General features: G+C 67.0%; 24 protein-coding genes. 10 read left to right on the top strand and 14 right to left on the bottom strand.

What is annotated here, in order from left to right; all coding sequences use genetic code 11:
* Positions 1 to 53: 53 nt before the first annotated feature.
* Entirely contained in the window at positions 54 to 794 is a 741-nt protein-coding gene (locus tag ACQCSZ_RS10445) for a response regulator transcription factor (protein ID WP_427007920.1), read from the top strand.
* Positions 791 to 1,939 carry a sensor histidine kinase gene (locus tag ACQCSZ_RS10440; protein WP_427007919.1) on the top strand — a complete coding sequence of 383 codons (1,149 nt, stop codon included), beginning with the start codon at positions 791 to 793 and terminating at the stop codon, positions 1,937 to 1,939. The genes ACQCSZ_RS10445 and ACQCSZ_RS10440 overlap by 4 nt, the downstream gene beginning before the upstream one ends.
* A gap of 12 nt (positions 1,940 to 1,951) precedes the next feature.
* Here the strand turns inward: ACQCSZ_RS10440 and ACQCSZ_RS10435 are convergent, their stop codons facing one another.
* The 3 genes from ACQCSZ_RS10435 to ACQCSZ_RS10425 are packed head-to-tail and all read right to left on the bottom strand — an operon-like array spanning position 1,952 to position 5,413.
* A complete protein-coding gene (locus tag ACQCSZ_RS10435; RefSeq protein WP_427007918.1) occupies positions 1,952 to 3,013 on the bottom strand; it encodes an NAD-dependent epimerase/dehydratase family protein in 1,062 nt (353 codons plus the stop codon).
* A complete protein-coding gene (locus tag ACQCSZ_RS10430) occupies positions 3,010 to 3,891 on the bottom strand; it encodes an MTAP family purine nucleoside phosphorylase (RefSeq protein WP_427007917.1) in 882 nt (293 codons plus the stop codon). Before ACQCSZ_RS10430 ends, ACQCSZ_RS10435 begins: the two co-directional genes overlap by 4 nt.
* Positions 3,892 to 3,940: 49 nt before the next feature.
* Positions 3,941 to 5,413, bottom strand: coding sequence for a glycosyltransferase family 87 protein (locus ACQCSZ_RS10425; RefSeq protein WP_427007916.1), 1,473 nt, complete (start codon positions 5,411 to 5,413; stop codon positions 3,941 to 3,943).
* Positions 5,414 to 5,523: 110 nt separating this feature from the next.
* Between ACQCSZ_RS10425 and ACQCSZ_RS10420 the strand changes: the two genes are divergently transcribed.
* Both ACQCSZ_RS10420 and ACQCSZ_RS10415 read left to right on the top strand, forming a co-directional pair.
* Positions 5,524 to 6,714, top strand: coding sequence for a molybdopterin-dependent oxidoreductase (locus tag ACQCSZ_RS10420; RefSeq protein ID WP_427007915.1), 1,191 nt, complete (start codon positions 5,524 to 5,526; stop codon positions 6,712 to 6,714).
* Complete coding sequence (locus ACQCSZ_RS10415) at positions 6,711 to 7,226, top strand: hypothetical protein (protein WP_427007914.1); 516 nt, start codon at positions 6,711 to 6,713, stop codon at positions 7,224 to 7,226. Before ACQCSZ_RS10420 ends, ACQCSZ_RS10415 begins: the two co-directional genes overlap by 4 nt.
* Here ACQCSZ_RS10415 and ACQCSZ_RS10410 read toward each other — a convergent pair.
* The 8 genes from ACQCSZ_RS10410 to hisD form a co-directional block, all read right to left on the bottom strand.
* Positions 7,166 to 7,870: a class I SAM-dependent methyltransferase gene (locus ACQCSZ_RS10410; RefSeq protein ID WP_427008309.1), complete on the bottom strand. Its 705-nt coding sequence runs from the start codon at positions 7,868 to 7,870 to the stop codon at positions 7,166 to 7,168. The two genes, ACQCSZ_RS10415 and ACQCSZ_RS10410, sit on opposite strands and share 61 nt — an antisense overlap.
* The gene (locus ACQCSZ_RS10405; RefSeq protein WP_427007913.1) at positions 7,870 to 8,538 is read right to left on the bottom strand and encodes a TIGR04282 family arsenosugar biosynthesis glycosyltransferase; all 669 of its coding nucleotides are present in this window, start codon (positions 8,536 to 8,538) and stop codon (positions 7,870 to 7,872) included. Before ACQCSZ_RS10405 ends, ACQCSZ_RS10410 begins: the two co-directional genes overlap by 1 nt.
* 17 nt (positions 8,539 to 8,555) lie before the next feature.
* The gene (locus ACQCSZ_RS10400) at positions 8,556 to 9,266 is read right to left on the bottom strand and encodes a glycosyltransferase family 2 protein (RefSeq protein WP_427007912.1); all 711 of its coding nucleotides are present in this window, start codon (positions 9,264 to 9,266) and stop codon (positions 8,556 to 8,558) included.
* 146 nt (positions 9,267 to 9,412) lie between these two features.
* A complete protein-coding gene (locus tag ACQCSZ_RS10395; protein ID WP_427007911.1) occupies positions 9,413 to 10,087 on the bottom strand; it encodes a hypothetical protein in 675 nt (224 codons plus the stop codon).
* A 449-nt stretch (positions 10,088 to 10,536) separates the two neighbouring features.
* The gene (locus ACQCSZ_RS10390) at positions 10,537 to 11,388 is read right to left on the bottom strand and encodes an amino acid ABC transporter ATP-binding protein (protein ID WP_427007910.1); all 852 of its coding nucleotides are present in this window, start codon (positions 11,386 to 11,388) and stop codon (positions 10,537 to 10,539) included.
* The gene (locus tag ACQCSZ_RS10385; RefSeq protein WP_427007909.1) at positions 11,381 to 12,034 is read right to left on the bottom strand and encodes an amino acid ABC transporter permease; all 654 of its coding nucleotides are present in this window, start codon (positions 12,032 to 12,034) and stop codon (positions 11,381 to 11,383) included. Before ACQCSZ_RS10385 ends, ACQCSZ_RS10390 begins: the two co-directional genes overlap by 8 nt.
* A gap of 91 nt (positions 12,035 to 12,125) precedes the next feature.
* Positions 12,126 to 12,941: a transporter substrate-binding domain-containing protein gene (locus ACQCSZ_RS10380; protein ID WP_427007908.1), complete on the bottom strand. Its 816-nt coding sequence runs from the start codon at positions 12,939 to 12,941 to the stop codon at positions 12,126 to 12,128.
* A gap of 28 nt (positions 12,942 to 12,969) precedes the next feature.
* A complete protein-coding gene (hisD, locus tag ACQCSZ_RS10375) occupies positions 12,970 to 14,289 on the bottom strand; it encodes a histidinol dehydrogenase (protein WP_427007907.1) in 1,320 nt (439 codons plus the stop codon).
* A 417-nt stretch (positions 14,290 to 14,706) separates the two neighbouring features.
* Here hisD and ACQCSZ_RS10370 point away from each other — a divergent pair, with 417 nt between their 5' ends.
* From ACQCSZ_RS10370 to ACQCSZ_RS10360, 3 genes are all read left to right on the top strand, one after another.
* Positions 14,707 to 15,192 carry a hypothetical protein gene (locus ACQCSZ_RS10370; protein WP_427007906.1) on the top strand — a complete coding sequence of 162 codons (486 nt, stop codon included), beginning with the start codon at positions 14,707 to 14,709 and terminating at the stop codon, positions 15,190 to 15,192.
* Positions 15,193 to 15,350: 158 nt separating this feature from the next.
* Entirely contained in the window at positions 15,351 to 15,956 is a 606-nt protein-coding gene (locus ACQCSZ_RS10365; protein WP_427007905.1) for a DUF1326 domain-containing protein, read from the top strand.
* A 106-nt stretch (positions 15,957 to 16,062) separates the two neighbouring features.
* Positions 16,063 to 16,725, top strand: coding sequence for a DUF2182 domain-containing protein (locus ACQCSZ_RS10360; RefSeq protein WP_427007904.1), 663 nt, complete (start codon positions 16,063 to 16,065; stop codon positions 16,723 to 16,725).
* A gap of 152 nt (positions 16,726 to 16,877) precedes the next feature.
* On the opposite strand, the gene fahA is transcribed toward ACQCSZ_RS10360, so the two are convergent.
* The 3 genes from fahA to ACQCSZ_RS10345 are packed head-to-tail and all read right to left on the bottom strand — an operon-like array spanning position 16,878 to position 20,231.
* Positions 16,878 to 18,113, bottom strand: a complete 1,236-nt coding sequence (fahA, locus tag ACQCSZ_RS10355; RefSeq protein ID WP_427007903.1) for a fumarylacetoacetase — start codon at positions 18,111 to 18,113, stop codon at positions 16,878 to 16,880.
* On the bottom strand, positions 18,110 to 19,030 hold the full coding sequence (locus ACQCSZ_RS10350) for a hypothetical protein (protein ID WP_427007902.1): 921 nt from the start codon (positions 19,028 to 19,030) through the stop codon (positions 18,110 to 18,112). The genes fahA and ACQCSZ_RS10350 overlap by 4 nt, the downstream gene beginning before the upstream one ends.
* The gene (locus ACQCSZ_RS10345; RefSeq protein ID WP_427007901.1) at positions 19,023 to 20,231 is read right to left on the bottom strand and encodes a homogentisate 1,2-dioxygenase; all 1,209 of its coding nucleotides are present in this window, start codon (positions 20,229 to 20,231) and stop codon (positions 19,023 to 19,025) included. The genes ACQCSZ_RS10350 and ACQCSZ_RS10345 overlap by 8 nt, the downstream gene beginning before the upstream one ends.
* Before the next feature lie 135 nt (positions 20,232 to 20,366).
* Here ACQCSZ_RS10345 and ACQCSZ_RS10340 point away from each other — a divergent pair, with 135 nt between their 5' ends.
* The 3 genes from ACQCSZ_RS10340 to ACQCSZ_RS10330 all read left to right on the top strand — a co-directional run bounded on the left by ACQCSZ_RS10340 (position 20,367) and on the right by ACQCSZ_RS10330 (position 24,303).
* Complete coding sequence (locus ACQCSZ_RS10340) at positions 20,367 to 20,930, top strand: MarR family winged helix-turn-helix transcriptional regulator (RefSeq protein WP_427007900.1); 564 nt, start codon at positions 20,367 to 20,369, stop codon at positions 20,928 to 20,930.
* A gap of 115 nt (positions 20,931 to 21,045) precedes the next feature.
* Complete coding sequence (locus ACQCSZ_RS10335; RefSeq protein WP_427007899.1) at positions 21,046 to 22,890, top strand: FAD-dependent monooxygenase; 1,845 nt, start codon at positions 21,046 to 21,048, stop codon at positions 22,888 to 22,890.
* 48 nt (positions 22,891 to 22,938) lie between these two features.
* The gene (locus ACQCSZ_RS10330) at positions 22,939 to 24,303 is read left to right on the top strand and encodes an MFS transporter (RefSeq protein ID WP_427007898.1); all 1,365 of its coding nucleotides are present in this window, start codon (positions 22,939 to 22,941) and stop codon (positions 24,301 to 24,303) included.
* The last annotated feature ends 175 nt before the right edge of the window (positions 24,304 to 24,478 follow it).

The following is a 24,478-nucleotide window of genomic DNA, read 5'->3' as shown; positions in this document are numbered from 1 at the left end:
CCGATAGGCCGGGGACGCTCGCAGGCGCGCCGGGGGCGATCTATGGTGGGAGCATGCCCCGGAACCACGTCCCTGTGCGGCCCCCCGGCGACGATCTGCGTGACCGGCGCGTCCTTGTCGTCGAGGACGACCCCACCGTCAGGGAAGTCGCCTGCGACTACCTCCGTTCCGCCGGCCTCATCGTTGACGAAGCCGTCGACGGGATCAGCGCCCTGAAGGCAGCGGAGCGCACCCGGCCGGACCTGATCGTGCTGGACCGGATGCTTCCCGGGATCAGCGGAGCCGAAGTCTGCCGACGGATCCGGCACGGCGCCTCGACGCCGATCATCATGCTCACCGCGCTCGGCTCCGCCGAGGAACGCATCGAGGGCCTTGAAGCAGGCGCCGACGACTACCTGACCAAGCCGTTTTCCCCTCGGGAACTCGTCCTTCGCGTGCAATCGATCCTTCGACGCAGCGTCACCGACATCACCCCTGAGGCGCCCTTCGTCCTGGGCGGATTCAGGGTGGATGCGTCCAACCGCAGGATCTACAAGGACGGCCGGTTGCTCGCCCTCTCCGTCCGCGAATTCGATCTGCTCGCCTTCCTCCTGAAACATCCCGATCAGGTCTTCAGCCGGACGCAGCTCTTGAAGGAGGTGTGGCGGTGGAATTTCGGGGACCTTTCCACAGTGACCGTCCACGTCCGCAGGGTCCGCGAGAAGATCGAAGACGACCCGACGGAACCGCGGTTCCTGACCACCGAGTGGGGCGTCGGCTACCGGCTGAGCGTGGAAGGAAACGATGAACCATGATTGCGCTGTCGGATTTCGTCACCATCCTCCTCACCGCGGTGGCCGCCGCCGCCGTCGTGGCCTTCATCGCGGGAGTCGCCCTGCGTCTTGCGAGGCACCAATCGATGCTTTGGCGGCTGCTCATCGTCGTCGCGGCCACCGTTGCCTCCATTGCGGCGGCAACAATCGCCATCGCTGCCCAGATGTATATCTCGGATCACGATCTTCTCGTGCTGTGCTGGGTGATCGGTGTCGGCGCAGCCGTCAGCCTGGCGGGCGCCGCCGTGATCGGCGTCGGTATCACCCGCACAGGCGCCCGGCTTCGTTCAACGGCCCGGGCGATCGGGGAGGGCCGGATCGTCCTCCCGGAGGACCACGACGGGCTGGAATTCGCCGCGCTGGCCCGGGAACTGGCCGAAACTTCACAGCGGCTCGCCCGGTCCCGGGAGGAGGTCGCCACGCTGGATGAATCACGCCGGCGCCTCGTCGCCTGGATCTCCCACGACCTGCGCACGCCGCTCGCGGCGTTGCGCGCGATGGCGGAATCCCTCGAGGACGGCGTTGCCGAAGAGCCCGCCCGCTACCACCGGCAGATCCGCGTCCAGGCCGAGACCCTCGCCAGCATGGTCGACGACCTGTTCGAACTGTCCAAAATCCAGTCCGGAACCCTTTCGCTGAACATGGGGCCTGTATCGCTGTTTGACCTGGTCAGCGACGCCGTCGCCGACCTGCACCCGGTCGCCGCATCACGGTCGGTCACGCTGAAGGAGTCCAGCACGGGGAATCTCACCCTCTTCGGCGACGCGCGCGAACTCTCCCGGGTCATCGACAACCTCCTCATGAACGCCATCCGGCATTCCCCCGCGGACAGCGAAATCCTCATCTCCGCCCGGGAGACCGAGGATGAACACGTCGCCCTCAGCATCGTGGACGCAGGCGGCGGGATCCCCGAAGAAGACCTGGGCAAGATCTTCGACGCCGGCTGGCGCGGAACACCATCCCGGACGCCGTCGACCGCAAGCGACATGGCCGCGGGAGCCGGCCTGGGCCTTGCCATCGTGGCCGGCATCGTTGAAGCCCACGCCGGCGGAGTCACTGTCCGCAACGTCCCCGGCGGATGCCGCTTCGATGTCACTCTCCCGCGGTTTGGAGCGCGCACGGCCTAAGGCCGGCGCGCCTTAGCCCGGTTGGCCGCGCAGGGGAGCGGTGGCAAATTCCCGCATGCCCTCGTCAAAGCCTACGGCCGGAGCCCAGCCCAGCTCCGACTTGATCAGCTCCGAGGACGCAGTGATGTGCCGCACGTCCCCGAGGCGGTATTCGCCGGTCACAACCGGCGCCGGCCCGGCGCTGAAGGTGCTCAGCGCCGCGGCCACGTCGCCGATGGTATGCACCTCGTCGGCGCCGACGTTGTAGGCGCGGAAGCCTGGCGCGTTGCCCCGCGACAGCGACTCGGCCGCGGCGATGTTCGCTTCGGCCACATCCCGGACATGGATGAAACTGCGCCGCTGGGCTCCGTCTTCGAAGACTCTTGGCGCCTCGCCGCGGGCCAGGGCCGAACGGAACAGCGACGCGACTCCGGCATAGGGTGTATCGCGCGGCATCCGGGGGCCGTAGACATTGTGGTAGCGCAGGGCCACCGCCGCTCCGCCGGTGCTGCGGGCCCACGCGGCGGCGAGGTGCTCCTGGCTCAGTTTCGATGCCGCGTAGACGTTGCGCGGATCAAGCCGGGCATCCTCGTTGAGCATCGCCGGCGTGAGGACCGCACCCGTGTCCGGGTTCCGGGGATCGTAAATGCCGGCGCGCAGGTCGGCCTCGGTGCGGGGTCCGGGCCTGACCGGCAGGCCGGTCCCGGGATCCGTGTAGGCGCCCTCCCCGTAGACCACCATAGAGGAGGCCAGGATCAGGCGGGGGATGCTGTGGCGTTCCATGGCGGCCAGCAGGACGGCGGTCGCGTAGTCATTGTTGCGGATGTAGTCCGGCGCGTCCGCGAAACTGACGCCCAGCCCCACCTTCGCGCTTTGGTGGGAGACGATGTCGATGTCCTCCAGCGCGGTGTCCACCGCGGCCGGGTCCGTGACGTCGCCGGTGATCAGCTCCACGTGCGGGTCAAAGGCGGGCGGCCCGGGGTGGAGCCCGGGGTCCAATGAGTCCAGAACCCGCACAGCCCATCCCCTGGCCAGGGCAGCGTCCACGATGTGCGAGCCGATGAAGCCGGCACCGCCGGTGATGAGGAGCCTCACCGGGCGGACGCCGCCTCATTCGCAACCGGGAGGGCCATGATCCGCTCCACGGCGTCGTGGTTCATGAGGGTCCGGGGGGAGTAGTCCTCGCCGATCGCGGCGATGGCGTCTTCGAGCACGGCCAGAATGTTGGCCTGGGCATCCTTGATGCGGGCAAAGACGGCGTCGGCGGTCACCGGGTCCGAGCCGTCATGTCCGGTGTCCGCATCGGTGATGAAGGCCAGATTGGCGAAGCCCATGTTGAGCTCGGCCGCCAGGACGGGTTCGGGGTACTGGGTCATGCTGATAAGGTCCGCGCCGCCGCTGACGTACCAGGCCGACTCCGCCTTCGTGGAAAAGCGCGGCCCGTTGATCACCACGACAGTACCCCGCGGGACGTAGGGCAGCCCCCGTGCCGACAGCGCGGCGTCCAGATGGGACCGCAAGGCCGGGCAGAACGGTTCTGCGGCGGGCAGGTGCTGGACACCGGCCGGGGTGACGCCGTCGGCCACGGTGCCGTCGAAGAACGTGTCGGCACGTCCCCAGGTGCGGTCGATCAGCTGGTCGGTGACGGCGAAGGTCCCGGGCCCGAAGCCTTCCCGCAGTCCGCCCACGGCCGAGGATGAAATCACCGCCTCGACCCCGAGGCTCTTGAGCGCCCAGAGGTTGGCCCGGTAGTTGATTTTCTGGGGCGGGAGCGAGTGTTCCCCGCCGTGGCGGGGGAGGAACGCCACGGTCCGTCCGGCGACTTCCGCCAGCGTCACGGGGCCCGACGGCGGCCCGTAGGGAGTGCCGACGTCGACCCTCGCCTGGACGGTTGCTCCGGGGAGCCGGTAGGTCCCGGAACCTCCGATGATTCCGACGCGTGGCCGGGCACTGTGCGGGGATGAATGATCCATAGGGCCATCCTGCCATCCGCGGGACTTGCGCATGGCAGGAACAGTCCCGTCACAGCGGCCCGGGGGCGCCGTTCAAGGCCTGGGTCGGGAGCGCCGGACCGGCGGCCACGCGGAGTTCGGCGCGGCGGCGCAGCCAGGCCCCCGCGGCGACGGCGACCGCCGCAGCCAGCAGCACGCCCTGGTTGATCGCCTCGCTGTACGGGGCCACGGACGGCACCATGTAGATGACGTCCAGGGCCAGGATCACGCCGAGGTATTCCCATCGCCGGCCCAGGACGATGAACGGCAGCAGCATCAGCGCATACCAGGGGTAGTTGGGGCTGACAATCAGCAGTGTCAGCCCGATCATGACGGTCTGCTGGTCCCAGACGTTCCCGGTGCGGGTCCGCCGAAGCACTCCCAGCGCGACGGCGGCGAGCGCGGCCGCGCTGAGCACCGGCGGCCACGGGCCGGCGGAGACGAGCTGCGCGAGCCCGAACCGGATGCCGCCGCTCTGGCTGTAGCCTTCTTCCTTGAGGTACCCGGGCAGGAAGCCCAGGACACCGGCCCCGGCGACCGCCAGGTACGGCACGTAGAGGAGTGCGAAGGTGCCCGCCGCCGCGGCGATGAACCTGACCGGGCGCCGGAAAAGCAGTGCGGGCGCGGCGATGACCGGGATGAGTTTGGTCGCCACCGCCGCCCCGAACGCCGCTCCCGAACGGAGCGGCCTCCCGCCGGCCAGGAGCATCCCGGCGGCGAGGATCAGTGCTCCGCCGAGGAGGTCGACGTGGGCGTTGTTCACGGCTTCGAGCTGCACGAACGGGCTCCACCCCCACACCGCGGCAAGATGGAGGGGCAGGCCGCGCCTGGCCAGGACGCGGAGCAGCATCAGCGTCAGGGCCACGCTGATGAGCAGTCCGGCCAGCTGGAAGGGAAGATATCCGGCCGTGTCCGGGACAGTGGCCCGCACCGCCAGGAAATAGATTTCCGCTGCGGGCGGATAGATGGTGGGCACGTGCGGCCGGTTGATCGCCGTGCACAGCGGATTCCCGGACGGATAACCGGAGGCCGCCACCGATTCCGTCCCGAAGAGGTCCCTGGCACAAACGGGCCTTCCGTCGCCCCCGGAAGAGCCGGACACAAACAGCCAGGCTGGCCGGAGGCTGCTGAGGGTTTCATCGACCGGCACGTACGCATAGGGGGAATGTCCCGCTTTTTGGACGATCCCGTCCCAGGCGTACCGGGCCGCATCATTGCTGGTCCGGGGCGGCGCGCTTACCGCAACCAGGCCAAGAAGCACGGTGCCCGCGAGGACCACGGCCCCCACCCGGCGCCGCGCTACGTGCCGCAGGAAGCGGACGGCGGCGATGAGAACCAGCCACGAAAGGCAGGTCCCGACAACCGGCGCGGACTCGAACGGGTTCCCGGGGAGCACCATCCACCACAACAACGCCGCCCCCACAAGGAACAGCGCCGGAAGGACAACAAACAGCCGGAGCCCGGCGCCGGCCGCCTGCGGTGATGCTGCTGTACTGGGAGTCACTCCTTGATCCTGCCCCATATCGGCCCGGCCCGGGCACGCGGTCCGGGGTTTTCAGGGAATCGTAAGGTCTGGCGCCCCCGCGGCAGCCGGAATAGTGGTGTGATCGAGGTATGGAAAAGCTCACCAATGCGCTGGCCGCCAGATTCGCCTCGCCGACGCGCAGCAGCAGGCTCACGGTGGTCCTGGGGCGCTGGCTCGGGCTGAGCTTCACGATCTGTTTCCTGACCGGGCTTTTCAGCCACGGGCTGCAGGAGCCGCCGTCGTGGATGTTCTTTCCCACCAGCCCCGCCTGGATCTACCAGCTGACGCAGGGGATCCATGTGACCTCCGGCATCGCCGCCATTCCGCTGCTGCTGGCGAAATTGTGGTCGGTCTATCCCGAGCTGTTGAAGTGGCCGCCGGTCAAGTCGGCGGTGCACGGCCTGGAGCGGGCATCCATAGCATTGTTCATAGCCGCGTCGCTCCTGCAGCTGACAACGGGGCTGATCAACACCTACAAGTGGTACCCATGGCCCTTTCCGTTCCGCGAAACGCACTTCTGGCTGGCCTGGGTCATCTGGGGGTCGTTGCTGCTCCATATCGCTGTGAAGCTTCCTGTGATCGTGGAGCACTGGCGTGCCCGACCCGCTGACATGCCCCGGACGGCCTCCGGCGCCGGCGCCGCTGCCCCCGTGACCGACGACGGCGCAGCAGCCCCGGCGCCCGGCCGCTGGTCGAGGCGGGCTTTTCTGGCCGCCGTCGGTACCACCACGGGCGTCGTCGTGCTCACCACGGCAGGGCAGTCGTTTTCGTGGCTGGGCCCGTTCAATCTTTTTGCCCCGCGGGCCATGGGAACCGGCCCGCAGTCCGTCCCGGTGAACCGGACCGCGGCCGATGCGAAGGTCGCGGCCCTGGCGCAGTCCGGGGATTGGCAGCTCATCCTCACCCACCGGGACGCCCGCCGCACCTTCACCCTGGATGAGCTCCGCGCACTGCCGCAGTACGAGCACGAACTTCCCATCGCCTGCGTCGAAGGCTGGAGCCAGACGGCCCGGTGGCGCGGCGTGCGGATCGTGGACCTGGTCGCGGCCATCGGGGCGCCGTCGTCGTCGTCCCTCCGCGTTACCAGCCTGGAGCCCGAGGGCGTGTACCGGACGATGGCCATGCCCGCCGTGTATGCGCAGGATGAACGCACCCTGGTGGCCCTGGAATTGAACGGCGAGACCCTGGACCTGGACCACGGGTATCCCGCCCGTATCATCGCTCCCGGACGCCCCGGCGTCCTGCAAACAAAGTGGCTGCAGACTGTGGAGGTCCTGTGAAACCCGCAATGCCGGCGAAAGCCTCAACACGCGCCCGCGCAGGAAAAGCTGCCGCGGGAAAATCTGTGCGGATCTGGCGGATCGTCCTCGGAGTGGCGGGCGTGGCGTTGCTCGGATACGGGCTCCTGGGCCTGCCGACCAAGCTCGGCCCCCCGCAGCTGCTCGGGCTTCTGGTGTGGCTGGCGGTGGCTGTCCTTCTGCACGACGGCGTGATCGTGCCGGTCTCCACCTTGGCCGGCGCGGGTCTCACCCGGCTGGGATCCGGGTTGCGCCCGGCGTCGGCGGCTGTACTCCGTGGCGCACTCATGACGGGAGCCGTGGTGACCCTGATCGCGGGGCTGCTGCTGAAAGCGCAGTCCGTGGCCCGCAATACAAGCGCCCTGGAGGGCGACTACGCCGCCAACCTGCTCTGGTTCTGGGCGGTCCTGGCAGTCCTGGCCGCCCTCCTGGTTTACGGGATGGAACGGCCGGGCTCGGGCCGTGGCGAGAGGCGGCAAAAAACGCGGCCCTGAAGCCGCTGGACGGCGGTGACGGTCCAGCCGCCGGCCCGCGCCCGGGATGCCAGGCCCGCCGTGCCTGTCCTGGCCCAGGAGAACGGCTCGCTCCGGTTCCCCCGCTCGTCTTCCAGCACCGCCGAATAGACAGTATCGATCTCCTCGTCGGCCTCCACCTCCACCAGCAGCGTCCCGGACGGCGCAATGAGCTGCCGGCATCGCCGCAGCAGGGCGGTGACGCTTCCTCCGATGCCGACGTTGCCGTCGAGCAGGATGACAGACTGCCAGTGGCCCGACTGCGGTACCGGGGCGAAGATGGACTGCTCACAGGCACGGGCCCCGCGGCCGCGGGCCCAGCGGACCGCTTCGGCGCTGGTATCGATGCCCAGCGCTGCCAGGCCCAGTGGTTGGGCAGCGGCAAGGAGCCTGCCCGGACCGCAACCCACATCAAGGACCGGCCCCTGGAGACTCTGCAGCAATGACCGCTCCATCGGGCTGGCCTCCTCGCACCAGTTGCGGACATCGAACGTTACCGGCCCGCCGCAATGGTGCCCGCTGTCCGGACGCAGTGTCAGCAGTCCGGACCCGGTCTGCAGTGCCCGGGCGTAGGGCTCACAGTGGCCCTGGCCGAAGTGGGCGGCCGGTGCCGCTCCGGCGGCCATCACCGCAGTGCTTTCGCACTTTGCAGTGAGCCCCGCACCCGGGCCGCGGTTTCAGCCACGGCGCAGGCGAACCCGCTGCCCGGAATCTCGGCCGCGATCTGCAGGGCGTCACTGAAGTGGTCCATGTCCCTGAGCTCCGGAAGGATTCCGACGGCCAGCCCCGCCGCGGCGAGCCGGGCGAGCTGCTCGGCCCCGGTCGTGTCAGTGGACATCGGCACTCCCCGGATCAGTGCTGCGTCGGGCCGGCGCAGCGCCAGGGCCCAAAACCCGCCATCCGTCGCCAGGCCCATCCACGCCTCATGAAAGGGCGCCGGTGAGGACCAGTCATCGAGCAGCGGCGCCACATGGTGTGGTGAGAATTGTGGCGTATCCATGCCGATGATGAGCAGGGGGCCGGTGACTGCGTCGCAGATGGCCGCCAGCCGTTCGTCCAGGTCCCCGGATGCCTGCGGCACCACCGTGAAGTATTCGGCGTCCGCCGGGGCCGGCGTTCCGAGCATGACCAGGAGCCGGTCCCGCGCCGGGAGGAGCCGCACCGTATCCAGGGTCCGGCTGAGACTCAGCTGTGCCAGGGCCGCGGCCTGTTCGGGGGTCAGCGGTGGGCTGAGCCGGGTCTTGACCCGCCCCGGCACGCACTCCTTGGCGATGACCGCCACTGTCAGATCCATGCTGTTCCTCATATACGCTATTCGCTGCGGGCGGCCTTCCGGACCGGTCCGGCAGGCAAGGCCGCCGCGGCAGCCTTGAGCTGCACCGACATGTCCCGGACCGCGGTCAGCGTTCCGCGGACCGTGCCGGTCACCTTCGACTTGCCGGTGCGCGGGGCGTATGGCACCGGGGTTTCCCTGATCCGCCAGCCTTGCCGGCTCGCCTTGAGGAACATTTCCAGCGGGTAGCCGCTACGGCGGTCTTCCAGCTCCAGGGACAGCAATCCGGCACGGCGCGCCGCCCGCATCGGTCCGAGATCCGTCACCCGTTCCCCGGTCAGGCGCCGGAGCCGCCATGCCAGGACAATATTGGCCAGGCGGGCGTGCAGCGGCCATGAGCCGCGCTGCGGCTGGCGGCTGCCCAGCATGAGGTCGGCGCTGCCGGCGATGACCGGTGCGAGAAGCTCCGGGAGCTGCGCCGGGTCCAGTGAGCCGTCGCAGTCGCAAAAGGCGACGAATTCCGCCGTGGCTGCGAGGAGGCCGGCATGGGCGGCGGCCCCAAAGCCCCGGCGTTCCTCCCTCACCACGATGGCGCCCAGACCGGCCGCCAGTTCGGCGGAACCGTCGGTGGAGCCGTTGTCGACGACGATGGCACGGTACCCCTCCGGCATGCGGGACAGCACCCAGGGCAGGGCGCTCGACTCGTTCAAACACGGTAGGACGACATCCACGATGGTCACTTCACTCACCTCTCAAGGCTACGGTTCCCGCGGTGTCGCTTCGCCCGGGATTCCTTACGGAATGCGCACGGAAAAGTGCCACAGACCCCCAAGGGGGAGCCGTGGCACTTCCCGCCGGTGCAGACCATGTATCCGGCAGGTTCTCCTGGTGCGGACTACTTGGCGTTGACGGTGATCTTGGCGACGCCGACGAGCATGCCGGCCTTCACGGCGTCGGTCTTGAAGGTCTTGTTCAGCAGGCCTGCGGCGGTGTCGGAGATCAGCACACGGGTGCCCTCCAGGATGGCGGTGTCGCCCGCGGCCTGGAGCGGCTTCAGGGTGGATCCGTCGAGGTTGAAGATGTAGGCCTGCTTCGCGGCGACCGTGCCGTTCACGGCAACGTCACCGTAGAGCTTGGAGGTGCCCGGGTCGATGGTGAAGTTGGTCAAATCCACCTTGGTGTCACCGGCGGTGAGGGAGAACCCGGAGCCGGCGTGGCTGATCAGGCCCTGGACGTAGGGACGGTAGGCCTTGGCGGGGTCGTAGTAGTCGACCTTGCCGCCGGTGACCGGGAAGACCAGCGACCCGTCGGTCAGCGCGGCGGTGCCGACGACGCCGGGGGTCAGTTTCAGGGTCTCCAGGGCCTTGGCGAAGGAGGCGTCCAGCTTCACGGCGGTGGACACCCCGGTCAGTGCCGGGATAGAGGCCAGCGGCTTCGGCATTTCAGCCGACGCGGCGGACGGGGAGGCCGGCGCGCTCGAGGCGTTGTTGGCCGGGCTGCAGGCGGCCAGGGAGAACATGAGAGAACCGGCGGCTGCGATTCCGGCGAAAGTCTTGATTGATGTACGCATTGGTGTAGTCCTTTTTGTCATTGATTTTTGTCATTGATTCGTGCTCTGCCTGTCCCCGCGGCCGTGGTTCATGCCATGAACCCTCAGCGGGGCCGGTGTTTGTCTGTCAGGAGTACTTCGATATCAGCCACACCGCGGATGGGTTGTACAAAGACTGTGGCCGTTCCGTTACTCGGTGAGGCGCGGGGGAGGACGTAGTCGGACGCCGCGATAGGCACAGAGGAGTGCCGGAAACCAGAACGTCCCGTCGGCGGAGGATTTCGCCCGCAAGCGTCTTCTGAGGTGGGCAACGCGTTTCTTCGGACGCGGAGTGAGGTTTGTTCATCGCAGCCATAGTCAGAGCACGTGCGTCTACTTCTGTCTATGCCAATCTCATCCAGGTCCGCTGTGCACTCCGGCAAGCAGTGCCAATCCAAACAGTAGATCAGGCGCCCGATGAAAAACTGGGGTCAGCTGTCTGTGGAGTCCCTGGGCATGATTCCTGACCGGCTGAGGAGAGCCCGGGTCTTCGGATGTTCGGGGTGGGTGAAAATGGCTTCCGGTGGCCCTTCCTCGACGATGACGCCTAGGTCCATAACGACGATCCGGTCTGCGATTTCCCGAGCGAACTGCATTTCATGGGTAACGATGACCATGGTCGTCCCCTGCTGGGCGATCCTCTTGATGACCGCCAGGACCTCCCCGACGAGCTCGGGATCGAGCGCGGACGTCGGCTCGTCGAAGAGCATGACGCTGGGCTCCATGGCCAGGGCGCGTGCGATGGCGACGCGTTGCTTTTGACCGCCGGAGAGCTTGCTGGGGTAGTTCTCCATTTTGTCCGCGAGTCCGACCAACTCCAAGGTCGGTACCGCGATTTCCCGCGCTGCCGCCGCCGACATTTTTTTGACGTCGCGGAGCGGCGCCATGACGTTGCCCAATGCTGTTTTGTTCAGGAACAGGTTGAATTGCTGGAATACCATTCCGATATCGGTACGCTTTTTTGCAGTGACGGAGGCTTTTTCGCTGATCAGTTCCCCGTCCTTCTCCTCGTAGCCGATGAGATGTCCGTTGACGTAGATTCTCCCTGCCTCGATGGTTTCAAGTTTGTTGATGCAGCGTAATAGCGTGCTCTTGCCTGATCCGCTGGAGCCAAGAATGACGACAGTTTCACCGCGGTGGACCGTTAGATCGACACCCTTGAGCACTTCGACTCTCTTCTGCACATGGGCGCGGCCGGTAAGTCGGCTCCACAGCGTGCGCTTCGCTTCAGAGACGAAGGTTTTGTGTACATCGCGAACGGTGATGATGGTGTCGTCAGCCACTGGCCCGTGCCTTTCGTTCCAGCACTACCACGACGCGCGAGAGTGGGAGGCTGATTATCAGATACAGAATGGCCGCGGCGGTGTAAATCGCCGTGGTCTGAAACGTCTGGCTGTTGAGGATATTGGCCGTCTTCAGGATTTCCGTAACCGCGATTACCGAGGTGAGGGCGGTGTCCTTGATCATGGCAATGAAGTAGTTTCCGATCGGTCCCATGGAGACGACGAACGACTGCGGAATCACGACCTTCCACAGGGTCTTGTTTGGTGTGTATCCGAGCGACAGCGCGGCCTCGGTCTGGCCGTGCTCCACCGAGAGAATGGCCGAGCGGAACACTTCGGACAGATAGGCCGCATAGTTCAGTCCGAGGCCCAGGATGCCGGCCGGGACAGGCTCGATTTCGATTCCGATGCTCGGCAGGACGAAGAAGATGTACACCAGCTGTACCAGCAGAGGGGTTCCGCGGATGACCTCGAGGTAAAAGGTGGCGATCCCGCGAAGGATTCTAAGGGTGGAGATGCGTGCCAGTGCGACCAGCAGGCCCAGGACAAGAGCCAGCGCCATGGCTCCGAGCGCTAGTTGAACGACGACGGGTACAGCGGCAAGCAGCGCCGGGAATACGTCGAGGGTGTTGCTGATGAAGTCCATGAAGGAATCCCTAGTTTAGGGTCGGGGCGAGGCCGGCGGCTGGCCGCGGCGTCGCTGTCGTCAGGCGGGCAGCCGCCGGCCGGGCAAGAATTTACTTGGCTATGTTGTCTTCGCCCAGGCCATATTTCTTGAGGATTTCGAGGTACTTCGGTGTTTTCTTGAGGTCTGCCAGTCCGGAATTGAGGTCGTTCAGCAGCTGCGTGTCGTCCTTGCGGACTCCTGCGCCGATGGTGCCTGGGTAATAGGGCTTGTAGGGTGTGACGAGCTTCAGCTTGGGGTTTGGTTTCTGGACCAGGCTGTACCCGATCACCGCGCTGTCCGTGAATACGGCGTCAACCTGCTTGTTTTCGATCGCGGCCAGCAGGGCTGCCTGGGAATCGAAGAGCTTCACCTGGCTTCCTCCGAGGCTGTCGACGAGGTCCTTGAACACGGTACCGGTCTGGGCGCCGAGCACCTTCCCCTTGACGTCATCCCGGGAGGCGAGAGTGGAATCCGCCGGGACCACCATTGCCTCGCCCTCGGTGTACCAGGGGTCGGTGAAGTTGATCTGTTTCTTTCGGTCGTCGGTGATGTACATGGCATCGACGATGGCGTCGGCTTTCTTCGCTGAAAGTGCGGCGATCAGCGTGGCGAACTCGGAGGTGAAGACCTTAATCTTCCATCCCTTGTTGGCGGCGATGGCGTTGATTATTTCCCCGTCTATGCCCTTGAGTTCGCCGCTTGCCTGATCGGTGAAGGAGAAGGGAGCGTCGTTGGAGGTGGCGATTGTGATCGTCTTCTGTTCCCCGCCGCCGCTGGCGCCGCCGGTGGATGAGCCGGAGCCGCAAGCCGACAGCGCCAAGGCAACCACCAGGCCCATGGGTATCAGAGCCTTGAGGCGCTTGCGCGGTTTGATCGAACATTTCATCGGGGTGCCTTTGTTAGTGGTGCGGGTGTTATCGGTTGAAACGAGTGAGGCGGAGTGTCGCTGTGGTTTTGTGGGCTTCCATGCCCTCGAATGCGGAAATCGCCGCAACGTAGTTGGCCAACAGGGGAGTCGCCTCCTTCTCGACCCGCTGGAAGGTCAGCGGTTTGAGGAAGCGGGCCACGGACAGGCCGGCTGAGGAACGTGCGCCGCCGCCGGTGGGCAGGACGTGGTTGGTGCCCGAGATGCCCTTGTCCGAGTATGCGACGGTGGACCATGGCCCCAAAAAGATGGAGCCGTAGTTCTTTAAGTTCTCGTGGTAGTAGTTGTCGTCGACGGTCTGGATTTCCAAGTGCTCCGGAGCCAGGAGATCCATGATTTCCACGGCTGTTTCCCGGTCTTCGGCCACGTAGACCGTTCCGTAATCGCGCCATGCAGGACCCGCAATGTCGCGGGTAGCCAGCGTTTCCAGCTGCTTTTCGATGTGTCGGATGACTTCCTCGCCCAGGGGCGGTGATGTGGTGACAAGTGATGCCGGTGACTGCGGACCATGTTCGGCCTGGCCCAACAGGTCTGCTGCAACGAGTTCCGGATCCGCGGACTCATCGGCGATCACGGCGACCTCGGACGGCCCTGCGAGAAGGTCGATGCCGACCCGGCCGAAGAGCTGGCGTTTGGCCTCGGTCACGTACGCGTTACCGGCTCCGACCAGGATGTCCGCGGGTTGCTCCCCGAGCAGTCCGAACGCCATGGCGGCCATTGCCTGCACGCCCCCGATGGCGAAAGCCCGATCAACCCCGGCCAGGTAAGCGGCGTGCAGAACGGCGGGGTGTCCGCCGGAGGGGCCGGTGGGCGGAGTGCACGCGATGACACTGGGAACGCCGGCCGCTTTGGCAACGCCGACGGTCATGAAGGCGCTGGCGAGGATGGGGAAGCGCCCGGCCGGCAAGTAGGCGCCAACGCGGGGAACAGGGACGTATTTCTGCCCAACCACGACGCCCGGGAGGATCTCCATCTCGAATTCGGTCAGGTGTTCTCGCTGCTCGAGGGCAAACAGGCGGGTGCGCTCCGCGCCGGCGGCCAGTGCTTCACGGAGCGCGGGGGTGAGCTGGTCGCCGGTTTTAGCGAGTTCAGCCTGGCTGATCTCGACGTTGTTGCCGGACCAGCCGTCCAGTTTCCGGGAGTATTTCAGAACGGCGTCCATTCCGTTCTTCTCGATGTCCGCGAGCATGTGGGAAACGGATTGGACGACTTCCGGAAGACGCTGGGCGGGGATGCCTCCAATGGCGGGTTCCTTGAGCGCAGTGAAATTGCCGCGGATAAATGCCCTGTCGGACTCGCTGATCCACATTGCGACTGACCTTCTCGATTTGTGCATTGGGCCATCTTGGTATCATGTTGCGCCTATGCGCCGCGACGCGCAACATCGGCACAGGCTACTGATCCTCAGGCTTCTGGCACGCCTCTGGCTGGCCAGCGAAACCGTCATTCCCAATGCGTTTCTGCTGGCCTGGCGACGGTCGCAGAGTTCGACAGTGACCTCGTCCAGGCACCCTGGAGGCATGAAGGTAGCCAGGGCCAGAGGCAGGCTCCGGGGAAGCAGCCCAAGCTACCGCCCGGACGGGGAACACATCTGGACAAGCTGCACGCCGCGTGCGAACACACTAATGTATGAGCTCGCCGAACTGTTCTCCGTTGGCCGTGCCACCGCCTATCGCGCGGTCGAACGGGCGGTCGAACGGGCGCACCAGAGCTGTAGTCTGTGCAAATGACGACTGACTTTGTGGGAGGCCTCGCCGTCGTTGTCTTGCTGTTGTTACTCGCGCGGCTTGTGGTTCCGGGACTGCCCCCGCAAAGCCTGGCAGCCCGGCTCACGCCCGTGGACGCCGGGCTGGCGGCGGCAGGTATCGCCGGCCTGGTTCTTCATTGCGCTTCGATGTTCTTTGAGCCGGTGGTCAGTTCTTTTCCGGGGAGCGCGGCCGTGATCAGCCAGATCAATTCGATGGGCCCGGCAAGCGTGATCTGGTATGCGGTTCCGTCGCTTCTGCTTCTTGCCGGCCTTCGGCGACACGACACTGTGGTCCTGGCAGTTTTAGCCGTTGCGCTGCTTACAGTAGGCGTGACCATGTATAATGGCGCGGCCCTCTGGATCCACCTGGACGCCGTCTTTGCCGCTGGTGTCGTGACCGCGGCGATCCTGTTCCTTCTCGTGGTGCCACCGTGGCGGACCGGGCCAGAGTCCCTTCGGCGCTGACAATCGGTGGTCAGGCATGCCGTACCGACTACTGTGAAGCTTGCGTGTTCGTTACCGCCGCGGAGCCCGTCCTGACGGGCACCGCCAACCGTTGACACTGCTCAGGGCCGCGAGGAGACTTCTGCTTTGGGAGGTGCCACTTCGAAAGGAGCCCCAAAATGACGTGGCATGTCGAGGGGACGTATTTTGAGAATTGCAATTGCAACATGGTCTGCCCGTGTACGGCTTCGGGGCAGACCGCACCTGCCGACAACGAACGCTGCAACGTGGCCTTGGCCTTCCACGTGGACACCGGTGACATAAACGGTGTCGACGTCGGTGGCCTGACAGTCTGCGTCGTCGCCGATACACCGGCCCTGATGGGCGACGGTGGGTGGAAGGTGGCTGTCCTGATGGATGCCGCGGCCTCGGCCGAGCAGGCTGAGGCGCTCGGAGCAGTCTTCGGCGGCCAGCTCGGTGGACCGATGGAGGGCCTGGCCCCTTTGATCGGTGAAATGGTGGGAATAGAGTCTCTGGAAATGGCCTACGCCGACGACGGGCGTAGGCACCAGGTCCGCATTGGCAGTGCCGTCGAGATGGCGGTTGAGGACTTCATGTCTCCCCTGGACCACACAGGACGTGGAGTGAAAATCAGCGGGGTCGGATTCCCGGCCGATACCCTGGCAGCCGGCACGGCAAGCACCGCCCGGGTGGACGTGTTCGGGATGACCTGGGACAACGCGGGGAAGAACTCCTTCTCGGCGCCCTTCGCCTGGTCGGCTTAGGGTGCCCGGGCGGAGCTACCTGGCCGTTAGCCACCATGCCGGAGAGCTGGCGTTGATCGGGTGCGCCGCACTGGCGTGGTACATCACTTTCTCAGGCTTTGGGGGCATGTCCACAGGTCCGGGGACGATGGGACTCGGGCTCTGGCAGTTCCTGGCGGTGTGGGCGCTGATGATGGCCGCCATGATGTTGCCGGCACTCGCCCCGTTCACATCGACGTATCTCCGGTCCCTCCGTGCCGTGCGCAGCAGCCGTGTCAGGGCCGCCCGGACGGCTGCCTTGGTTGGCGGTTACCTTTTGACATGGATCGGGTTCGGCATGCTTGCATTCGCGGCCGCAGCGCTGTCGGCGCTACTGGCTGAGAACGCGGCGGATCTCGCACCCTGGGTGGGCGCGGGAGCGCTGGCGGCGGCCGGGGTGTACCAGCTGACCCCGCTGAAGGATTTCTGCCTCAGACACTGCCGGTCGCCGATGGCTTTCCTGCTGCATGTATCCGGATACAAGGGCCGGCTACGGGATGTCCGCGTCGGCATCTACCACGGCATGTACTGCGTCGGCTGCTGTTGGGGGCTCATGGTCGTGCTGATCGCCGTCGGTGTGATGAACCTGGCCTGGATGGCCGTGCTCACGGTGGTCATCTTCCTGGAGAAGACGTGGACACACGGGCCTGCCTTCAGCAGGATCGCCGGAGCATTGCTGATCGTCTTCGCGCTCTTCGTCCCGGCACACCCGGACCTGCTGCCCGGACTCCACATGACCGCGGGCATGTGAGGAAGGTAATCGGCACGGTCGACTGGCCCCGGAACGCGATCGGCGACGGCGGCACCGGGTGGGGTGCCGCCGTCGCCGATTGGTCTTGGCGCGTCGCGGGAGAGGTACAGAGTAGCCGCGCCTCCGGAGCGGATTGGTGAATCCGGGCGCGGCTACCGTGCCGGCGTGATCCGTCCGGTGACTTCGCCGAAGCTGATGAGCGAGCCGTCGGGGCCCGGGGCGGTGCCGCGGATCCCGACGGTGTTCCCGTCCTCCAGGAAGCTCATTTCCCGGCCCGACGCCAGCTGCAGGGGTTCCTTGCCGCTCCAGCTCAGCTCCAGGAAGGAACCGCGCTGGTCTTTCTCGGTGCCGGAGACGGTGCCGGAGGCGAAGAAATCCCCGGACCGCAGGCCCGCACCGTTGACGGTCATGTGGGCGAGCATCTGCGCCGCGGTCCAGTACATCGTGGCAAAGGGAGGCCGGGACACGGTCTGCCCGTCCAGGACCACCTCCAGGGCGAGGTCGAAGCCCCACGGCTCGGTGCGGCTGTCATCCAGGTAATCGGCGAGGGCTTTCGCCCGGGCCGGGGGCGTGACGCGGGCGCCGTCGAGGGCCTGCAGGGGAACCACCCACAGCGAGACGGAGGTGGCGAAGGATTTGCCCAGGAACGGGCCCAGCGGGACGTACTCGAAGGCCTGGATGTCGCGGGCGGACCAGTCGTTGACCAGCACGAGGCCGAAGATGTGGTCGCGGGCGTCGGCCAGCGTGACCTCTCCTTCCGGGGCACCGGCGCCTATGACGAACCCGACCTCGGCTTCGATGTCCAGCCGGCGGGACGGTCCGAAGGTCGGCACGCCGTCCGCCTCCGGCCGCAGGCCCTTGGGCCGCGGAACGTCGGTGCCGGACGGGACGATGGTCCCGGCGCGGCTATGGTAGCCGATGGGCAGGTGCTTCCAGTTGGGCGTCAAAGGAGCCTGGTCCGGGCGGAAGATCCGGCCCACATTGGTCGCGTGGTTTTCCGAAGCGTAGAAGTCCACGTAGTCGGCGACGGTGAACGGCAGGTGCAGCCGCACGGCGTCGACGGGGTGCAGGTCCGCCGCCAGGGCGGCGGCCGCGGCGGCGGACCCAATAAGCGCCGTCAGACGGGTGCGGAGTTCCTCCCAGACCGGCCGGCCTGCGGCCAGCAGGGCGTCCAGGTTGGGGCCGGCGACGGCGGCGCGCACGGCGGCGGAAGCCCCGGCGTCGGTGGTCATTGCGGCCGCCACGTCCAGCAAGGAGTTGCCGATGCGGACGCCCAGGCGGGCAGCCTGGCCGGAGGGGGCGAAGGAGGCATAGGGAAGATTCTCGATCCCGAAGCCCTCGGTGGCGTACTTCCGGGCGATGCTGCCGTTCTCGGTGGTGGCGGTCATGCTGGTGTCGCTTCCTGTTCGGTCTGGACATGGGTGGTTTGCGCGGCGGCGGTCCCGGCGGGCAGCAGCCCGAGCTCTTCGAGGCTCTCGGCCGGTTCGGCGACGCTGCAGGTGCCGAAGGAGATGAACTCCCGGCGCCAGTCCGGGGAGATGGCGGCGGCGGAAGAGAGGGATTGGAACCGTACCGTGAGCGCATGGCTGTCCGTCTCCAGCAAGGCCTCTTCGAGCTGCCCGGCAGCTCCGCCCTGCCGGGCCAGGGCCGCGGCGACGGCGATGTTGAGGAAACCATGGTGGGTGAAGCCGGTGACCGGGTTGGTATAGCGGACCGCCTGGTGCAGCCCGGCCGTCAGTTTGAACGGGATCTCCTTGCCGACGGCGGAGGCCAGGGTGGCGGCCAGCTGCGCCGGCGTCGGGAAGAGATGGTCCTCGATTCCGCCGGTGCGGTACTTCAGCCGGACACCGGTGCCGGCGATCGTGTCCAGCGCACCCGCGGCGATCTGGCCGGCGGTGAGCTCCACATAGATCTGGATGCCAGTAGCTGCCGCCGCGGCGGCAGCTTCGGCCAGCTCGCGTTCCCAGTCGGCCTGCTCCGGACTGGTCTTCAATTCGACGGCGGTAATCCGCAGCTCCGGCCCCGCGGCGCGGGCCTCCAGCGCAGCGGAAAGGCCGCCGGCGGGAGTGACCACGCTGATCCGGACCGGCCCCGCGGACAGATCCCGGCCGGCGGCGAGCTCCCGCGCCCGGGGCAGGTCGGCGAGCGGCAACACCAGGGGCCCGACGGCGGCCGCCAGCGGCGTGCGCCGTCGCGCGACATGCTCAGCGATTGCCTGATCCAGCGGCGCAAGGCCGGGCGGGAACACGGCGGCGTCGTCGAAGAAGCCGAGGAACGCCGAGGGTACGTGGGCCGGCTCAACCATTGATCCACCGTCCCCCGGTCCAGGATGAGGCGTATTTCCCGTCGTCGGAGGCCAGGGCCGCTTCGCCCAGGTCCAGCGGGCGGAAGGTGTCCACCATGACGGCGAGCTCGTCGAAGTACTCGGCGCCGAGGCTGGCCTCGACGGCGCCGGGCTGCGGGCCGTGGGGGTGGCCGCCGGGGTGGATGGAGACTGAGCCCCTGGCGATGCCGGAGCCCTTGCGGGCCTCGTAGTCCCCGTCGACGTAGAACATGATCTCGTCCGAGTCGACGTTGGAGTGGTAGTAGGGCACGGGCACGGAGAGCGGGTGGTAGTCGACCTTGCGGGGGACGAAGTTGCAGATCACAAAGTTGTTGCCCTCGAAGACCTGGTGCACGGGCGGCGGCTGGTGGACCTTGCCGGTGACGGGCATGTAGTCATTGATGTTGAAGACGTACGGGTAGAGGCAGCCGTCCCAGCCGACGACGTCGAAGGGGTGCTCCGGGACGGTGTGGATGGTGCCGGCCAGGCCGTTGGGGCCGGACCCGCGGTGCTTGATGTAGATGTCCACGTCCTGCTCCTCCACCAGGAGCGGGCCCCCGGGGCCGCGCAGGTCCCGCTCGCAGAACGGGGCGTGCTCGAGCAGCTGCCCGTGTTTGGACAGGTATTGCCGGGCCGGGCCGATGTGGCTGGTGGCCTCGATGAAGTAGAGCCGTGCCGCGTCCCCGTCCTGGATGACCCAGCGGTGGTTGGTGGCGCGCGGGATGATCACGTAGTCGCCCTGGCTGACCGACAGGGACCCGAAGACGGTTTCGACGACGGCGGCACCGGACTCCACGTAGATGCACTCGTCGCCGGTGGCGTTGCGGTAGAGCGGGGAGGTCCTGCCGGCCCGGGCATAGCTGATGCGGACGTCGGCATTGCCCAGGATCAGCCGGCGGCCGGTCACCGCGTCCGTCTCCCTGGCCTGCTCATCGGTGAACAGGTCGTGGAGCAACAGGTGCCGGGGGAGCAGCGGGGCATTCGGGGTCAGGGTCTGGTCCGGGAGGTCCCAGACGCGGGCGCCGACGATCGCGGACGGAATGGTGCGGTGGTACAGGAGGGAGGAGTCCGAGGAGAACCCTTCTTCGCCCATCAGCTCCTCGTAGTAGATGTCGCCGGAATCGGCGCGGAACAGGGTATGCCGGGTCTTGGGGATGGCACCTTGCTGGCGGTAGTAGGCCATGTCGCACTCCTTCGTGATTTGCGGTCTCCCAAAATGATAAACGCATTTACTAAATATGGCGAGCCCCGTCACCGCTTTCCCCGCCGGGACCAGGGGGTGGAGTCGGGATGATGCGGCTGGGGTACATTGGGCGGCATGACTGAGCAGCAGGGCGCGGAGCCGGACGTAACGGAGCGGAGCGCCAAGGATCTGGACTACTGGTCCTTCGTGGAGCTGGCCAAAGAGCGGCTGGACCACGAGTTTGATGACAATGACGCGAGGGCCACGCGGGTGATCCTCACCCTGAACCGCGCCGCCAGCCTCGTGACCTACGACCTGGAGTCGAGCATCCACCGCCCGCGCGGCGGATCCTGGTCCGCCTTCCGGATGATGTTCGTCCTCTGGCTGGCAGGGCCTATGGAACCCAACGTGGTGGCCAATCTGGCAGGGATGAGCCGGGCCGCGGTGTCCAACCTGGGCAAGACCCTGGTTGCCAGGGGCCTGCTGCGGAAGGAGGCCGCGGCAGTCGATGGCCGTGCCGTCACGCTGACCCTCACCGACGCGGGGCTGGCGGAGATCCGGGACATCTTCCGGGAGCAGAACCGGCGGGAGACGAGCTGGGCTTCGGTCCTGACGGACATTGAGCAGGACCTGCTGGTGATGCTGCTGGAGAAGCTGATGTCCCAGCGCGAGCAGGTGGGCGCCAAGGCGAGGAACTGACAGGCCGGGAGGGCCTCCTCGCCTGCGAAAGTAATACACGTATTGACTAAACCTTTGTGATCCTCCTAACATGGCATACCGAACGACCATTCGATCGCCAGTTCATAGGAGCACGATGAGCGAGCAGCCAGCGCAGTACAGCTACGAAGAGAAGCCGAGGGACTTCTGGGCCCAGCCCCACCCGGCCGTCGTCGTCGGCGGCGGCCCGATCGGCCTGATCACCGCGCTCGGGCTGGTGCGCCGCGGCATCCGCACGGTGGTGGTGGAAGCGGGCAACTCGGCCTCTGTCGGCTCGCGGGCCATCTGCACCTCCCGCCACACCCTTGAGGTGCTGGACCGCCTCGGCGCAGGAGACCTGGTCCAGGATGATTCCCTCCTCTGGTCGCGGGGCCGCAGCTTCTACCGCGACGAAGAAGTCCTCAGTTTCGAGATGCCTTCCTCCCCGGCCAGCGTCCGGCCCGCCATGGTCAATATTTCCCAGGCGGTCATCGAACAGCATCTCATCGACATTCTCCGCGCCGAGCCCCTGGCCACCGTCTTGTTCGAGGCCAGGCTCACCAAGTGCACGGAGCACCCCGGTTCCGTGGAACTGCGGATCGAGACCCCGGCCGGGGAACGGACCCTGTCCGCCGCCTGGGTGGTCGCCGCGGACGGCGCCCGCAGCGAGGTGCGGAGCCAGCTGGGCCTGCGCCTGAGCGGCACCAGCTATGAGGGCCGCTACGTCATCGCGGACATCCGCTGGAAGAGCCGGTGGCCCACCGAGCGCAAGGTCTGGTTCGATCCCGCCAGCAACCCCGGCTCGACCATCATCATGCACCAGCAGCCGGACGATATCTGGCGCGTGGACTACCAGCTGGACGACGCCGACGACGCGGCCGCCGAAACCCAGCCTGACCGCATCCGGGAGCGGATCGCCCGCCACTTCGCGTGGCTGGGCATGCCGGACGAAGAGTATGAGCTGGTCTGGTCCAGCCTCTACCAGGCCCGCGCGCTGTCCCTCGACAGCTACCGGCACGGCCGTGTCCTCTTCGCGGGGGACGCCGCCCATCTGGTGCCGATCTTCGGTGTCCGCGGCCTCAACTCCGGCGCAGAGGATGCCAGCACCCTGAGCTGGACCCTGGCCTCCGTCATCAACGGCGACGCGGATCCGACGCTCCTGGACGTCTACGCCTGGGAGCGCCGCAACGCCTGGGAACAGAACATCGCCAACGCCAGGCTGAGCACCCTCTTCATGACCCCCGGCACTTTGGGTTACAAGACCACGCGCAGGGCTGTGCTGGCCATCGCGAATGACCGCCCGGTCTTCCGGAACCTGATCAACCCGCGCCAGTCCTCCGCCACCCACGCGCACGGCTCCGCCATCAACTGGTCCAATGACCAGGCTGCCGCAGCTGATTCCACCGGTGCGCAGCCCGGGGATCCCGTGCCGGACGTGTACCTCTCGGAAGACAAAACCCGCACTCTCCTCGGTGAGGGCGGCGTCGGCTTCATCATGGTCGGCAGCCAGCCGGTCGCCGGTGTCCTGGCCGGCCTGGCCGAGGCGTTTGCCGCGGCCTTCCCGCTGGAAGGTGCGCGCGCCGTCGTCCTTGACGACGCCGCCCGGCAGCGGCTGGCCGGGGAGTTCGGCACCAACCCCAACGAGGCGTTCGTCATCCGCCCCGAGGGACTGCTGCTGGCCCGGATCGACACGGAGCGTGCATTCGACACCGCGGAAATCCTCCGGGGCGTCCGGGCCGGCGCCGCGGAGGGCCACGTCCCGTCGGAACCGGAACTCCGCGAGGTCGAGCCCGACGCCGCGCGCGTCGAAGAGGTCTGGAAGGGTGTCAGCGATGCGCTGGACGCCACTCCCGCCGCCGAGCACACCGTGCTGCTGGCCAAGCTTGTCCTGCTCCTCGCGGACGACCACCCGGAACCGCAGCGGCTGGCAGAGCTGATCGCCCTGGCCCAGAAGCGTCCCTGACCGTCCCTCTGACCTATTCCCTGCATTCTTTAGCGCTCTAGGAGAGCCATGCCCGTTTCAACCATGAGCCGCGAAGACCGCCGCGTCGTCGCAGGAACGATGGTCGGTACCACCATTGAGTGGTACGACTTCTTCATCTACTCGAATGCGGCGGCGCTGGTCTTCGGCAAGCTGTTCTTCGAGCCGCTGGGGCCCGCCAATGCCACGCTCGCCGCCTTCGCGACCGTCGGCGTCAGCTTCATCTTCCGTCCGCTCGGTGCCATCGTCGCCGGGCACCTGGGTGACCGCCTCGGCCGCCGCGCGATGCTGGTGCTGACACTGTTCCTGATGGGCGGCGCCACCGTCGCCGTCGGATTCCTGCCGGGCTATGCCCAGATCGGTGTCGCGGCCCCGATCCTGCTGGTCGTCCTGCGCATTCTCCAGGGGTTCTCCGCCGGCGGCGAATGGGGCGGCGCCGCGCTGCTCGCCGTCGAACATGCGCCGGCCAACCGCCGCGGGCTCTTTGGCTCCTTCCCGCAGATGGGCGTGCCCGCCGGCATGCTGCTCGCCACGGTTGTCCTGGGCATCACCACCGCGACCATGAGCAACGAGGCCTTCCTCGCCTGGGGCTGGCGCATCCCGTTCGTGCTGAGCATCGTGCTGTTCGCCGTGGGCCTGATCATCCGTTCCAAGGTGGCGGAAAGCCCCGTCTTCGCCGAACTGCAGGCCAGCAAGGAGGCATCGAAGATGCCGCTGGCGCAGCTGTTCCGCTTCCACTGGAAGCCGCTGGTCCTCTGTTCCGTGACCTTCGTCGGCGTCGGGGTCGCCGGCTACATGATCACCGGCGGCTACGTCCTGTCCTACGCCACGACGGTGCTCAAGATGGACCGGACCGCCGTCCTGGTCGCGGTTTCCATCGCCGCGGCAGCCTGGATCGCCACGACCGCCTGGGGCGGCGCGCTGTCCGACCGGATTGGCCGCAAGCGCACCTTCCAGATCGGGTTCGCTGCCCAGATCCTCTGGGTCTTCCCCATGTTCCTGATGATCAACAGCGGAAACATCCTGCGTCTCGGAGCCTCCCTGGTCATCCTGACCATTGGCCTGGGCCTGTCCTACGGACCGCAGTCGGCCATGTTCGCCGAGGCCTTCCCGGCGCGGGTACGGTATTCCGGGGCCTCCATAGCCTACGCCCTGGGCTCCATCCTGGGGGGCGCCTTCGCCCCCATGATCGCCACCTGGCTGCAGACCGCGACCGGCACCACCATGTCCGTCTCGGCCTACCTGGCCCTGTTCACGGTGTTCGCCCTCGTGGCGGTCACGCTGTTGAAGAACCGTGACGGCCAGCCCCTGGCCCCGTCCCACGACGGACTGTACGGTTCCGGTGCCGCCGACGCCGGTGCGCTTCCCGAGCCCGCCGCGGCAGGCCGCCGCTGAGCCTTGATCCACCGGACCGCGGTTGGTCCCGATTGATGTCGGGGCCGGCCGCGGTTTCTGGTGCGGCATGTCGAGCCTCGGTGCCGCTCACGACGGCGGGGGTTGCTGCCGCTCAGGGCGGCGGCGGAACCGTTTCCCGGGCCGCCCCGGAGGCAATCTGGGCCCGCGAAACGAA

This window comes from Pseudarthrobacter sp. H2 (assembly GCF_050157045.1).
In the GTDB taxonomy this organism is placed as follows: Bacteria; Actinomycetota; Actinomycetes; order Actinomycetales; family Micrococcaceae; genus Arthrobacter.
The sequence above is the reverse complement of the archived record's forward strand: the minus strand, read 5'-3'. Positions and strand labels throughout refer to the sequence as shown.